Annotated in this window: 10 protein-coding genes; 5 read left to right on the forward strand and 5 right to left on the reverse strand. The window is 66.5% G+C overall.

The genetic code is table 11. The features are described from left to right. The first annotated feature begins 148 nt into the window (after positions 1–148). From MKK67_RS09215 to MKK67_RS09230, 4 genes are all read left to right on the forward strand, one after another. The gene (locus MKK67_RS09215) at positions 149–589 is read left to right on the forward strand and encodes a hypothetical protein (RefSeq protein WP_243963588.1); all 441 of its coding nucleotides are present in this window, start codon (positions 149–151) and stop codon (positions 587–589) included. Positions 590–677: 88 nt separating this feature from the next. After that, entirely contained in the window at positions 678–1310 is a 633-nt protein-coding gene (locus MKK67_RS09220; protein WP_243963589.1) for a hypothetical protein, read from the forward strand. A gap of 825 nt (positions 1311–2135) precedes the next feature. Then, the gene (gene rnhA / locus MKK67_RS09225) at positions 2136–2798 is read left to right on the forward strand and encodes a ribonuclease HI (RefSeq protein ID WP_243963590.1); all 663 of its coding nucleotides are present in this window, start codon (positions 2136–2138) and stop codon (positions 2796–2798) included. A gap of 472 nt (positions 2799–3270) precedes the next feature. Beyond that, positions 3271–4491, forward strand: coding sequence for a PGN_0703 family putative restriction endonuclease (locus MKK67_RS09230; protein WP_243963591.1), 1221 nt, complete (start codon positions 3271–3273; stop codon positions 4489–4491). Positions 4492–4812: 321 nt separating this feature from the next. Here the strand turns inward: MKK67_RS09230 and MKK67_RS09235 are convergent, their stop codons facing one another. The 5 genes from MKK67_RS09235 to ligD form a co-directional block, all read right to left on the reverse strand. Continuing rightward, positions 4813–5064 (reverse strand): hypothetical protein, encoded by a 252-nt coding sequence (locus tag MKK67_RS09235; protein ID WP_243963592.1) that lies wholly within the window; start codon positions 5062–5064, stop codon positions 4813–4815. A gap of 130 nt (positions 5065–5194) precedes the next feature. Next, positions 5195–6070 carry an ImmA/IrrE family metallo-endopeptidase gene (locus MKK67_RS09240; protein WP_243963593.1) on the reverse strand — a complete coding sequence of 292 codons (876 nt, stop codon included), beginning with the start codon at positions 6068–6070 and terminating at the stop codon, positions 5195–5197. Between the two features lie 318 nt (positions 6071–6388). Then, positions 6389–7519 carry an L-talarate/galactarate dehydratase gene (locus tag MKK67_RS09245; RefSeq protein WP_243963594.1) on the reverse strand — a complete coding sequence of 377 codons (1131 nt, stop codon included), beginning with the start codon at positions 7517–7519 and terminating at the stop codon, positions 6389–6391. A 30-nt stretch (positions 7520–7549) separates the two neighbouring features. Then, positions 7550–8914: an MFS transporter gene (locus MKK67_RS09250; protein WP_313899007.1), complete on the reverse strand. Its 1365-nt coding sequence runs from the start codon at positions 8912–8914 to the stop codon at positions 7550–7552. A 341-nt stretch (positions 8915–9255) separates the two neighbouring features. Beyond that, the gene (ligD, locus tag MKK67_RS09255) at positions 9256–11982 is read right to left on the reverse strand and encodes a DNA ligase D (RefSeq protein ID WP_313899008.1); all 2727 of its coding nucleotides are present in this window, start codon (positions 11980–11982) and stop codon (positions 9256–9258) included. Here ligD and MKK67_RS09260 point away from each other — a divergent pair. Then, positions 11966–12868, forward strand: a complete 903-nt coding sequence (locus MKK67_RS09260; protein WP_243963595.1) for a Ku protein — start codon at positions 11966–11968, stop codon at positions 12866–12868. The genes ligD and MKK67_RS09260 overlap by 17 nt on opposite strands. The last annotated feature ends 234 nt before the right edge of the window (positions 12869–13102 follow it).

The raw sequence follows: 13102 nt of genomic DNA on the forward strand, positions 1-13102 counted from the left end.
CAGCGTGCAGTTGTAAATTTTTGTGGGCCTTGCGGGAAACCCTCTCATCGGCTCCGCGTGGGTCTCTGAGACTAGGTTCCATGTCCTCGGCCATCGCCAATAACGCCACCCCAACGCAGGCACGGTCCGCTCATGGACTGGGTGCGCCATGACCACCGACGACACCGCCAATCCGAGCCCCGGCCTTCCCGTAGACGCACACCTCTCACCGAGCGTCGGTATCTTCTGGGGCGTGCCGGAGGGCGGGCGAACCGTGCTGGTCACCGACCGTACCTCCCTGGCGAAGGCGGAGGCCTACGGCGATTGCCTCACCCACCCCCGTGGACACCATGAAGTCTGGGAGGCCTGGCGCAAGCTGGGGGCCACGATGCTGCGCCGCCGCGGCCTGCCGACGGCCATCGCGAGCCACGAGTACGAGGCGTTCCCGCGCGGGCGGGTGGTCTACATGCGCGAGCCCGCGTTGTTCACGCTCTACGCCGATCGGCGCCTGCAGAGCCCGGAGACGATCGCCGAACTCGTGCGGCTGTTCGGCCTCGCCGGGGAGCGTCACGCGGTACGCTCGGACGCGCATTACCGCACCTGCACCTGATCTGGAGGTACGCATCATGGGCGGTAGCTCAGACGACATCGAGGCGCTCCTCGTCGACTGCCACGACCTAAGCAACCCGACGCCGGGGATGCTGCCGGCGATCTTCCGCGACATCGTCGGGCGGCTCAATGCGGAGGGCTACGCCTACGCCGTGGTCGGCCGCATCGCGCTGACGCTGCACGAGCAGGCGCGATACGTCGGCGTGATCGAGATCGTCGCCGACCTCGGCGCGGACGGGCGCGAGCGTACCGCTGATCTCGTACAGGCGACACGGGTGCGGTTCGCGCCGCACATGGACCTGTTGCTGTGTCCACGGCCCATCGAGGTGATGCTGCGGCCGTGCACCTGTGCTACCGAAGCTGGGCTGCTCGCGGAGGCAATCACCTGCCCGTGGTTCGACATCCCTGCCCGGCTGGCGAGTGCGGAGCACCTGCTCTGGCTGTGGTGCCACTTCGAGGCCCGCGATCACGCCATGAACGCTGCCGCGCTGATTGCGGGGGGCACGGTCGATCTTTACCGTGTGCAGAGCCTTCTGCGCGAGACGGACGACCTGGAAGAGACGGGGCAGACGCGGCTGCGGCTGGCGATCGGTGACGCTGTCCTGTCGACGACGTCTTCGTTCAGCCGGTATATGAGCAAGCGGCGGGCCCGGCTCGACCCGTACCACGTGCCGGTCTGGCGGCGGTCCCTCGAAGATCGCGACGAGTCAACGCCGGGCTGATCAAGTGCAAGTTTGTTCCGCCCCCACTTTCTGAGGCGTCGGCAGCAACCGAGGGCCCCGGCAGCTCGCGTTGCAAATGCAGGACGTCGCTGTGCGCTGGGACGCTCACTACTTCAGCCGGGCGTGAAGACGTAGGTAGCTCACGCGTCACGGCGACCGGCACCCGCGCGAGGACATCAGCGCCATCGCTACAGAGGCCAGCGGCGGATCCGCCTGCTCACCACACTCTGGACGGCGCTATGTTTCTCCGAAACGCGCACAGACTGGATGCAAAGAGCGCCCTTACCCCGCCGGACTGTCCACCCCCACCGGCTGGCGAATCGCCAGCACCGGCCACAGTTGCGGCCATCTCCGCCGACGTACCCACTGGCCCGACACACGTCAGGCCCCCTCCGCCCTGCTGGGGCCACGCGATGGCCAGCCCCTGCTCGGGGCCCCGGACACCGCGGTCTCCTGGCTGAATGCCGACCCTGCTTACCTCTTGCACGGCGATCACCAACCGGCAGCACCCTCACCCCGACAACGGCGTTTCCGGGCGTTTCGCAGTCCCGCCAAGTGTTTGAAACTTGAGCGGTCAGAATGGCTCAGTTCGCCCGACAAACGGGCTACGCGGCGACCTGCGAGCTGTAGCTCTCCCCTAGCGCAACAACCGCCCTTCTACCCCACTTGACCCGTCTCAGCCGTCTCGCCAGTTGGCAAAATCTTCGAGGACCGGACGCTCTCATTCGGCTCAAACGGCGACCCGTGAAGATACCATCTGTCAGCCAATTTCGGGCATCGAGGGCGGCCTCCCATCGACCACCCCAACGCAAGGCCGACGCCACGATGCGAACGATCGTTTATGCTGATGGCGGTTGCGACCCTAACCCCGGTCCAGGGGGCTGGGGGGTCGTCATCGCCGCCCCGGACAGCGCGGTCGAGCTGTGCGGCGGTGAGCCCGGCACCACGACCAACAACCGCATGGAGTTGACGGCTGCGATCAAGGGCCTCGAGCATTTCCCGGCCGGGGCCGCGATCGAGATGCGGTGCGACAGCCAGTACGTCGTCAAATCGGTGACCGAGTGGATGCGCGGTTGGAAGGCGAAAGGCTGGCGCACAACCACGGGTGACGTGAAGAACGTCGACCTCATGAAGCGCCTCGACGAACTGAACGCGGCGCGCGACGTGAAATGGACCTGGGTCCGGGGGCATGCCGGCGACCGTCTTAATGAGCGCGCCGACGCTCTCGTCCACCGGGGCCGTCGCGAAGCGAAGCTCGGCAAGCTCGAGTCGCGCGACAGTGCTGCGACCCTACCTGTCTCTACCGCCGCACCAGCTTCGCCGAGCCAGGGCGCCGCCCTGCGCGTCGATCTGGCACTTGGCCTTCAGGTCACTCGGGCCGCGAAGGCTGCAGGTGTCACGTCCGACGCTCTGGTCGACGATGCGATCCGCTTCTACCTCGAGATCGGACCGAGCGAGGTCGCCCGCCTGCGATCGAGCCGAGCATAGCGGGAGGCCGTTTGCGACGACGCCTGGTCGCCGGTCCGATCCCGGCTTTGCCACAAGCGTTCGCCGCGAACACCAGAAGGTCCGCTCCTGGGCAAGTAGCGGCCGATCAGCGAGGCATCCCTGAAGGTCTGCTTCGTGTCGACACAGGACGGTCACCCACGTGAAGCTGATTGCTCGCTGCCAAGCGGTGGGCTGATGTCCGCTCCTTGCGCATCCGGGACCCAGGTGACCGGACGGCGCTTTGACGCACGGCTGCGCGTGTCGAGCGCGTGTCGCACCGGCTACATTACATCCAACCCCTTTCACCTGCGCCTGGACCCCGGGCAGGCCCGCCGCCGCTCCCCGCCGCCGTCCCACACCTGCCTACCCTACGCCGCTGTCGGCCGCCGACCGCGGCGCCTGTTCATCTCTCCGCCCGTCCCGGGAACCCCGTCTCGGCCGCACCCCCGCAGCCGACACGAGGCAATTCGCCATGGACATCACTATCCCCCTGCCGCCGCCAACCGATGCCGGTAGCCTTAATGAGACCGGCGACATCCTTGCCGCCCACAGCACCCTCGACCCCTCCGGCCTCGGCGCACCGCCATCCCACCTCCCCGTCATCCCCGAAGCCGCCCGACGCCGTCACCACGTGTTCGTCCCCGCCGACCACCGCTTCAAGGCCGCCGCCCGCTTCCTTCAAGGCCTCTGGCGCGAGGACCGTGACCTGCCAATCGGCACCCATCTCGACCGCGCTAACCCGCACCGCGTCCGTCGCCTTGGCTCGCGCATCTCGATCGCCGCCGGCCGCACCGGCGCCAACTTCATGACGCCCGCCATCGCCGCCGTGGCCGCCCGCGCGCTGGCCTACCGCGAACCTGGCGCCGCCTACGATATCGGCCGCCTGCGCACCAACCTGCTTTCCTCGCAGCCGCTCGCCTTCAACCTCTTTGGCCCACTCACTGCCGACTCCGCGCTCGCCACCCGCTTCATGGCGGAACTGTTCCCCGGAGCGCTGGCAGAGGTCACCGACATCCTGTTCGAGCACTCGCCGGGCCGCGGTGACCCGCGCTTTACCGCCGACCGAACGGCATTCGACATCGTCCTCCGCGGCATCGCCCCCAACGGCGCCCGGGCGCTGATCTGCATCGAGATGAAGTACAGCGAAGCCGGGTATGAACCTGCCCCACCGCCCAACCCCCGGCACACGGAGATCGCGCATACGACCCCGGGCCTGTTCATCGCGTCCGACAACCCGACCCTGGCCGGCCCCGCCTGTCAGCAGCTCTATCGCCAGCACTGCCTCGCCTCGGCAATGCTCGCCGCCGGCCTCGCGGACACGGCCACGCTCGCCTTCATCGCCCCCTCGCACAACCAACTCGCACACGCAGCCGCCGCAACTTACACGCACCAACTCACGGACCCGCACGCGGGCCCAATCCCCTTCATCCCGCTTACCCTCGAGCACGCGTTCGCTGCCCTGGCCGCCGCCGGCTTCCCGGACCATGCCCGCATACTTCACCGTCGCTACACCGACTGGTGGCTCCTCGACGGCGAACTAGAACTCGCGATAGGAGCCGGCGCATACGCACCCGCTGCTGAGGCATTGGCAGCGCCCGCGCACATGCAGACCGTTGACACCATCAGCGCGAGCAAGCCGGTCAACCGTTCACGACCGCAGCGCACGCGGCCCGCGACCCAGACTGCTGCTTGACGGGACGATAAAGAAGCTACGATCCGAGCCGGCGGCAATCACATGCTGCCGGCTCGAACCCGTCTCTGATGCAAACCCACACCGCCGCGGATGCTTGAGCGACACCGGCTCACCAACCCAGGCACATCTCTGATTCCGCCCGCTTCGCGCGCCGTGCAAGTGTTTGAAACTTGAGAGGTTCGAGCGGCGCGGTTCTGCACACAAGCGGCCTTATCCACGACCGGCGAGCTGTAGCTCAGCCCTGCCGTGACAACCGCCCATTTCGAGACGACACCATCGCCGCCGCCGGCAGCCGCCTGATCCGCGTTCAGGTGACGACAGCTAGGCCAATCCAAGCTTCCCATGCGCCTCGGCGGGCGTCATCTGCCGTATGGATTCTTCCGAAAAGCCAAGCTCACGAAGCGCCGCTCGCTGACGGTTCGTGATCATCAGCGACACCGCAGGAGACGTTACAGACGCGGTGCCCATAGCGTTCAGTCCGGCGTCCTCGGCGCGCCCGACCGGGTCGAGGAACGCTTCCTCTTCCGCAGCCAGATTGAGGACCAACCGAAGATAGTCGTCAGTTCCCGCCATTCACGACCCTCATTGCTCCTATGCCGACCTGAGGCGTGCGCCGGATCAGCCTCGGGACGGCGGTACCGCCCGCTTTGACGAAGCAGCAGGCTATAGCCGTCGGGGTTGTTCCATCAGGGCTGGGTCTTGCCTACCGTCGCCCCGAGTGGAAACGGTGACGCCAGCCCTCATCCAGCCTGCGTTCCTCCGCGCTCTCCTCCGGGACAGCTTCCAGACGTAGGAGGATCATCGCAAAAGTGTTCTGCTGAAGGTAAACCTGTTCATAGAGGGACGGCGCGCGGAGGTCGCGCTTCACGTCGATCCAGAGATTGGAATTACACGCGGCGATGTCGCTCGCGATGTTCGGCTGGTGTGGACCACTGTGATAGAGCGAGCCTGTTGGGACCGGGCTGCCGACCGCGGGGATGATGGCCGGAAAGGAGAGGCTGCGGTAGCACCGCTGCACCCGGCCATTGCCCGCCACGACGATGGCGATCCTCTCAGGTTGGTATTGCACGTAGGCCCGAGCCACCGCCTCCTTGCCGACCGCGAAGTCGCGCGCGAGCATGAGGACGTGCTGCAGATTGGGCTCGCGAAAGGCCGCCATGGCTCCCCGCAACAGGTGCGGGGACATCAACATGAGAGTGGCGAAGCGATTGGCCTCGACCTCCCTGCGCTGCCGCTGATCACCCTCCTTCGCTGTGACGCGGAGAAGGTCAGAGCTCTTGCACATGAACCGGCCGGATTGATCCGGGACGTGGTGCGCCATCAGGAAGTGGGCGAGTTCATGCGCGATGGTGAAGCGGCGACGCGGTTCGCCCCCGCGCTTGACGAGGATGGTGCCTTCGGACCGCTTCGCGTCGGTAACGAGGCCACCCTCGAACTCGTCGGTGTCGAGGTCCTCTATTCCAAGAATGCCAAGGCGCGCGCACAGGTCTTGGATCGGCACGGGCACCGAAAGGTTCGGCTCAGCCTGTAGGATGCGTTTGACGAGCGCCTCCGGCGAGGCCGCGTCTACGAGGTCCATCCTGCTGATCGGCATCTGCGCAGCCACATCCCGTCCCTACAGGCCGCCACCCACCCGCGATCCCAGGACGGGACTACAAGGAGTTCGTGCAGTGCAGGCGGTAAGCCGAAGGACCGGTTTTGCGCCTGTCGGCTATCCGGCATGACGTAATCTGGCCGAAAGCAGAATGACCGCTTCGGGGCAGGGCCGCCGCAAAAGCGGACAGCCTCCTACCGACCCCATTCGGTCGTCCGAGACAATTTGCTTATTGCCCGAAAGCGGACGACGGAGGGTGTACCGATCCGGCATGCGGTACTGAGGGGGACCCCGAAGAAGCGATCAGCTGAGACTTCCGAACCCTGCGAGCTCCCGGGTCCAGGTCAACGCCTGCTCGCTGAGGCTGATGCCGAGGCCGGGGCGCGTCGGCACCAGCATCCGCCCGTCTTTCAGCTCAAGGCGTTCGTTGAATAGCGGCTCCAGCCACTCGAAATGCTCCACCCACGGCTCCCGCTGCATGGCAGCCGCGAGGTGGATGTGCAGCTCCATCGAGAAGTGTGGGGCGATGGTCAGGCCGGCGAACTCGGCCAGCGTCGCCACCTTCAGGTAGGGCGTGATGCCACCGACCCGGGGCGCGTCCGGCATCAGGAAATCGGCGCCGTTTTGGCGGATGAAGTCCCAATGTTCGGACACGCTCGTCAGCATCTCGCCGGTGGCGATCGGCGTGTCGAGGGCGGCGGCCAGAGACGCGTGGCCAGCGGCGTCGTAGCAATCGAGCGGCTCCTCGATCCAGATCAGGTTGAACTGCTCGAAGATCCGGCCCATCCGCATCGCGGTCGGACGATCCCATTGCTGGTTGGCATCGACCATCAGCGGGAACGCCTCGCCAAGATGCTCCCGAACGCGGGAGACCCGCTTGATGTCGAGGGCCCAATCCGGTTGCCCGACCTTCAGCTTGATGCCGCCGATGCCCTTCTGACGGGAGCGGTCGGTGTTGACCAAAAGCTCCTCCAGCGGGGTGTGCAGGAAGCCGCCGGAGGTGTTGTAGCAGCGCACGCTGTCGCGTTGCGCCCCGAGGAGCTTGGCGAGCGAGAGGCCGGCGCGCTTTGCCTTCAGGTCCCAGAGGGCCACGTCGAAGGCGCCGATCGCCTGCACGGCGAGACCGCTGCGGCCCACCGAGGCTCCGGCCCAGGCGAGCTTGTCCCAAGCCTTGGCGATGTCGCTCGGCTCTTCCCCGAGGAGCGAGGGGGCTATTTCGCAGGCATGGGCGAACTGTCCCGGCCCGCCGGCTCGCTTCGAGTAGCTGATACCGAGGCCGCGGTGACCGTCCGAGGTCTCGACCTCGCAAAACAGGATAGCAATCTCGGTCATTGGCTTTTGCCGGCCGGTCAGCACCTTGGCGTCGCTGATCGGGGTCTTGAGCGGCAGGTAGACCGAGCGCAGGCGGATGCCGGTGACGGTGTCCTGAGCCATGAAGTCCTCCAGAGTTTGGGGTTGGGGCGCTCAGGCCCGGGCGGTGCCGACGTCGCGCGGCAGGACGGGTTTGGCATCCGGGGCGCGCTCGTCGCTGCGGATCTCCAGGCGGTTCAGCGGCCCGACGATGACGAGGTAGGAAAGGGCGCCGATCAGCGCGACCACACCGATGTAGACGAGGGCGAGGTCGAAGGAGCCCATCTCCTTCACGATGATGCCGATGGCAAGCGGCGTGATGATGCTGGCGAGGTTGCCGCACAGATTGAAGATGCCGCCGCTGACGCCCATGATCTGCTTTGGCGAGACATCGCCGACGATGCACCAGCCGAGATTGCCGATGCCCTTGGCAAAGAAGGCGACACTCATTACCACGATCACGAACACGTCGGACGGCACGTAGTTGGCGAGCACGATCGTGCTGGAGAACAATAGGCCGACGATGATCGGCGTCTTGCGCGCCGTCGTGAGGCTGAAGCCGCGCCGGATCATCCAGTCCGACCATAGGCCGCCCGCGAGGCCGCCGAGGAAGCCGCAGATTGCCGGGATCGCCGCCACGAGGCCGACCTTGAGGATCGACATGCCCCGCGCTTCCAGCAGGTAGGTCGGGAACCACGTCAGGAAGAACCACGTGATCGTGGTCAGGCAGAACTGACCGATATAGATGCCGATCATCATGCGGTTGCTGACGAGGGCCTTGACCTCAGACCAGCGGATGCGATCGCGCTTGTCGCCCATGTTCGGCAGGCCGCCACCGGCTTCAATGTAGTCGAGTTCACCCTGGTTCACGCCTCGATGGTGGCGCGGCTCGTGGACGTAGAGCAGCCACACGACGCCGAGGATGATGCCGACGCCGCCAGCCCAATAGAAGATCGCCTGCCAGCTATGGGCGTGCAGGATCCACGTCATGACCGGGGTGAACACGGCCAGCGCAAAGTACTGGGCGGACTGGAAGATCGAGGTCGCGAAGGCGCGTTCCTTCGTGGGGAACCACATCACCGTGAGGCGGCTGTTGGCCGGGAAGGCCGGCGCCACCGCGATGCCCATGAGAAAGCGCAGGGCGAACAGCGCCAGGAAGGTGAAGGAGACGACGTGGACGAGGCCCTGCATCATCGTGAGGGCTGACCACAGGATCAGCCCGATGCCGCAGACGAGGCGAGCGCCGTACTTGTCGAGCACCCAGCCGCCTGGGATCTGCATCGCCGTGTAAGCCCAGCCGAAGGCCGAGAAGGCGAGGCCCATTGTGATCGCGTCGAAGCCGAATTCGGTTCGCATCGACGAGGCGGCGACCGACAGGGTCGCGCGATCGACGTAGTTGAAGGTCGTTGCGAGGAAGATCAGGGCCAGGATGACGTATCTGACCTTGGTCTGCTTGAGCGCTTGCCCTGCCTGAGCCACGGCGATCCTCCGATGTCGAGGCCCGTCTCGGTACTCACGGAGCAACGGCAGCCTTCGTTCAGCGGGACTCGTGGAGCAGAGCCGTTTACGTGTCCAACATCATTCCTGGATCGATTGATGCGCAATCGGCATCGATGCGTGCAGGCGGCTCACAAATTTGTAGTTTCGAGCTGCTGTCGAATGCCCTGTATTCTCGAATGCAAGCCAAGAGCGGCCAGTCCATTTTCCACCCGACCCGGTCGTTGGCCTGTGTTTCAACAGCCTGGAAGCGGACCTTCGAGGGTCGGCAAGGGGTCGCAAGCAGCCCCTTGCGATGAGTGCCGAGCGCTGGATTTCGACCACTAGGCCCTCCGACGTGGCCGACGCCCTGCAACATCCAATGGCAGGGCCGCGCGTTCGAACCCGGCCCAGGGATCGTGACCCAAGGCGGAGAGGCGACCCGGTAGGCTCGCGACGTCGAAGCGCGCGCCGGACCCGAGCGACGGGAGCTCGTCCCAATTGACGGGAACGGATACGGGCGCCCCGGGACGGGCCCGAGGCGAGAAGGCCGCGACGGCGGTCGCCCCGCGCTGGTTGCGCAGATAGTCCACGTAGATCCGTCCGTCCCTGGCCTTCGTCGACACGGTCGCGACGAAGCTGTCGGGGGCGTCCTTAGCCATCTCGGATGCGATGCGCTTCACGAAGGCCTTCGCCTCGTCCCACCCGGCCTTCGGCTCGATCGGCACGACGACGTGCAGCCCCTTGCCGCCGGTGGTCTTCACGAAGCTGGTGAGGCCGGCGGCGGACATCCGCTCGCGCACATCCAGCGCGCCGGCGACGAGATCGGCCCACGCGACGCCGTCGCCTGGATCCAAATCAAAGACCAGACGGTCCGGGCGATCCGGGTCCGCGGCCGGCGCGCCCCAGGGATGGATCTCCAGTACGCTCGCCTGGACCAGGGCGCGGACGCCTTCAAGGTCGCCGACGACGACCGCCTTCTCATCGCCTGCGATCCGGATGTAGCGCTCGTCGAGCCCGGCCCAGGCATGCTTCTGGTAGAAGCAGGACCCGAGACCGTCCGGGCACCGGAGAAGCGACAGCGGCCGGCCGATGACATGCGGCAGAATGCGGTCGGCGACCTCCGCGTAGTACTCGGCGAGCCCCTCTTTGGTCAGGCCGACGTCGGGCCAGAGCACGCGATCCGGATGTGTCAGCTTGGCGACCGCCTCCGCGGGCTTCCGCGTCCGTGCCTTCGGCGGCTTCGGCTTCGCCTCCCGCACGACATCGTCCGGACTCACGTCGGTGCGGAGGGTCTTGAAGGACGCGTGCCGGAGCTGGCCGTCGCCCGTCCATCCGCGGAACGTCACCTCGCAGACGAGCCTGGGCTCGACCCAGCGTGCGTTCCGGCGCGCCAGCGGCGGCAGCTCGGCCTCGAAGGGCGCCGCTGGGATGCGCAGCGGCTCCAGCTGTGTCCAGAGATCCCGAGCGACCGCGTCGCGGAAGCCGGTGCCGACCCGCCCGACGTGGACGAGAGTGCCGTCCTCGTGCGTCCCGAGGATCAGCGACCCCACGGAACGGGTCGCCGTGGTCGACGGCATGAAGCCGGCGACGACGAATTCCTCTGACGAGCTGCACTTGATCTTGCGCCAGGCGTCGGTTCGGCCCGACCGGTAGGGCGCGTCCGCCCGTTTGGCGACGATGCCTTCCAGGCCGAGCCTGCAGGCGTGGCGCGCCATGGCCGCGCCGTCGGCGGCGAGATGCTCGCTGAACTGGATGGGGCCGCCCGGCTGTGCGTCGTCGAGGCTCTGAAGCAGCAGGTCCTTACGCTCGGTCAGGGGCAGCGCACGCAGATCCTTGCCGTCGAGGTAGAGCAGATCGAAGGCGTAGAAGACTGCTGATCCGGTATCGCCAGCGGCGAGCGCCTGCTGCAAGGCGGAGAAGCTGGAGACGCCGGCCGCGGTCTCGACGACGATCTCGCCGTCGATCAGGGCCGATGGCAGCTTCATGGCCTTCAGGGCCTGGGCCGCGGCTTCGAACTTCGCGGTCCAGTCGAGGCCCGAGCGCGTCAGAAGCTTCACCGAGCCACCGTCGATGCGGGCCTGCATGCGGTAGCCGTCGTGCTTGATCTCGTACAGCCATCCGTCGCCGGTGGGCACGTCGTCGACGAGGGTCGTCAGCGCGGGCTCGACAAAGGGCGGCAGGATCCCCTTGCGGGCTGCCTTGGACCGGCTCGCCGGCGGCTTCGTCTTCCGTTCTGCCACCACATCGGCGCGGGCGGCGTGATCGGCTCTCACGGCCCCGCCGCCATCGAGATCCCGGTTGGTCCGACCCGACAGGACCGAAGCCCCGTGCTCGACGAGAATGTCGCCGTCGCGACGCGCATGCTCGTCGTCGACCTTGATGAAAAGCCAGGGTTGCTTCTTCTCGCCGCCGCGGCCCTTCATGCGCACGAGATGCCAGCGGCCCGCGAGCCGCTCGCCGTGCAGGGCGAACTCCAGGTGGCCCTTCGCCAGCCCGACGGCCGGATCGCCGACCGGCTCCCATGACCCGGTGTCCCAGACGATCATGGTCCCGCCGCCGTACTGGCCCTTCGGGATCGATCCTTCCCAGGCCAGGTAGTCGACCGGGTGATCCTCCGTCATGACGGCGAGCCGCTTTTCGGCAGGCGACAGGCTCGGTCCGCGCGTCACGGCCCAGCTCTTCAGGACGCCGTCCAACTCGAGCCGCAGGTCGTAGTGCAGGCGCCGCGCATCGTGCTTCTGGACGACGAACCGCGCCTTCGCCGCCTTGCGGCCGCGCTTTCCCTTGGGCTCGGGCGATGCCTCGAAATCCCGCTTTTCCCGATACGGTTTGAGAGGCTCGGTCATCGCTTCCAGGAAACGGGACCGGCGGGATCGGGTTCCTGAGCGGGCCGGAACGGAGGAGGGAACTACAATACTGGGCAAGTTATCCACAGGTGTGCCTGTGGAGGAACGAGTCGAGTTGGACTCTCGTTGAACCGTCAAGCTCCCGATCGCTGCACTACGGATGCATCGATGGGCGGCAATACTTCGACGGACACAGGAGACCGACGTGGCAGACCGCGCCAACTGGAAAGGTCACCTTCGACTTTCACTCGTCTCCTGCGCGGTCGGACTGTATCCGGCGGTCAGCTCGTCGAGGGAGCTGAAGTGCCATACGATCAATCGCAAGACCGGCAACCGTCTCAAGCAGCTGATGGTCGACTCGGTGACCGGTGATACCGTCGAGCGCGACGATCAGGTGAAGGGCTGCGAGATCGCCAAGGACGAGCTGGTGCCGGTCGAGGACGACGAGCTCAGCGAGATCGCCCTGGAGAGCACGCACACGATCAACATCGAGGCGTTCTGCACGCGCGGCGAGGTCGACGAGCGCTATCTGGACAAGCCGTACTACCTCGCGGCCGAGGACAAGGTCTCTCGCGAGGCCTTCGCCGTCATCCGGGATGCGATGAAGAAGAAGGGCATGGCCGGGCTCGGACGCATCGTCATTTACAAGCGCGAACGGGTGGTGCTGCTCGAACCGTACGGCAAGGGCCTGCTGGCCACGCTGCTGCGCTACCAGGACGAAGTCCGGTCGCCGACGGCCTACTTCGAAGACATGCCCGACGGCGATCCGACGGCCGAGATGCGAGCGCTCGCCGAGGAGCTGATCGCGCGATCCACCCGGAAGTTCGATCCCTCGAAGTTCGAGGACCGCTACGAGGAGGCGCTGATCGCCCTGGTGAAGGGGAAGGCCCCGAAGCCGGCGAAGGGCAAGGGCAAGGCGAAGGCCGGTGCGCCGAGCTCCGGCAACGTCGTGAACCTGATGGAAGTCCTGAGGCGCAGCATCGACTCCGAGAAGGTCGTTTCGCCGGCCAAGGCGCAGCCGCGCAAGACGGAGACTAAGCCCTCGACGCCCGCGAGGAAGCGCGCTTCGGGCAAGGCTACCGCGGGCAGGACCCGAAAGGCTGCTTGACCGGCCATCTGTCCGGCCGGCGCACCGGCGAGATTATTGCGTGCTAGCCCGGCCGTGACGGTTCCAAGGTAACGGCTGCCAGCCTGTCCATCACCGACCCAACCCAGTCATGTGAGCGGTCGTCGGCACTTCCTATAAGCGGTCATTGGTCGGCCGTCCGGCAATCTTGGCTAGGGGTGGTGAACGGACCTCGGCCTTGCGCTTCAAACCATACGCCCCGCTACGCACCGGGCC

It is taken from the genome of Methylobacterium sp. J-072 (genome assembly GCF_022829425.1).
Lineage (GTDB): Bacteria > Pseudomonadota > Alphaproteobacteria > Rhizobiales > Beijerinckiaceae > Methylobacterium.

Coding starts and splice junctions, on each gene's coding strand:
- MKK67_RS09215 (WP_243963588.1), top strand. CDS start 149: ATGACCACCGACGACACCGCCAATCCGAGCCCCGGCCTTCCCGTAGAC.
- MKK67_RS09220 (WP_243963589.1), top strand. CDS start 678: ATGCTGCCGGCGATCTTCCGCGACATCGTCGGGCGGCTCAATGCGGAG.
- rnhA (WP_243963590.1), top strand. CDS start 2,136: ATGCGAACGATCGTTTATGCTGATGGCGGTTGCGACCCTAACCCCGGT.
- MKK67_RS09230 (WP_243963591.1), top strand. CDS start 3,271: ATGGACATCACTATCCCCCTGCCGCCGCCAACCGATGCCGGTAGCCTT.
- MKK67_RS09235 (WP_243963592.1), bottom strand. CDS start 5,064: ATGGCGGGAACTGACGACTATCTTCGGTTGGTCCTCAATCTGGCTGCG.
- MKK67_RS09240 (WP_243963593.1), bottom strand. CDS start 6,070: ATGGACCTCGTAGACGCGGCCTCGCCGGAGGCGCTCGTCAAACGCATC.
- MKK67_RS09245 (WP_243963594.1), bottom strand. CDS start 7,519: ATGGCTCAGGACACCGTCACCGGCATCCGCCTGCGCTCGGTCTACCTG.